The 661-nt window shown below is 47.4% G+C and carries 1 protein-coding gene; it reads left to right on the top strand.

Translation table 11 applies throughout. The features are described from left to right. Window positions 1-661 (top strand): efflux RND transporter permease subunit (locus tag R7Q09_RS26135; protein ID WP_318143943.1); only part of this gene is annotated, 661 nt, incomplete at both ends.

Below are 661 nucleotides of genomic sequence, written 5' to 3'. Positions count from 1 at the left end.
ATTAGTGAAGTAAATGTAATTGGTGGTGGTGAATATGCGATGCGCGTGTGGTTGGACCCAGAAAAAATGGCCAACCTCAAGCTAACGACATCGGATGTATATGCTGCTTTAGCGGAGCAAAACGTTCAGGTTGCTGCTGGCCGTGTTGGTGCCGCGCCGTACAATAACCCGCAAGAAGTGCAGTTCAACCTAGTGACGAAAGGCCGCTTAGAAAGTGTGAGCGAGTTTGAAAACGTTGTTCTTCGTGCCAATCCAAATGGCTCTACGGTTTATCTAAAAGACGTTGCTCGTGTTGAACTGGGTAAGAAGTTCTACGATGGTAACGGTAAGTTCCGTGGGCAAGATGCTTCGATTGTCGCTCTGTCACTTCAGTCTGATGCAAACGCACTAGAAAGTGGTAAAGCAGTAATGGAACTGCTTGAACGCTTGAGCGAAAACTTCCCTGAAGGTATGACTTACGAAACCAGCTACGACACGACTGTGTTCGTCGCTGAGTCTATCAAAGGTGTGGTAAAAACACTTGTCGAAGCGATTCTACTGGTTATTGCCGTAACCTACCTATTCTTGGGCAGTGCGCGAGCAACGTTAATTCCAGTGGTCGCGATTCCAGTTTCGTTGATTGGTACGTTTGCCATCATGCAAGCGACAGGATTCACCATCA

It is taken from the genome of Vibrio sp. 2130-1, assembly GCF_033339515.1.
Note: the sequence above shows the minus strand (reverse complement) of the source record. Positions and strands in the feature narration are given on the sequence as shown.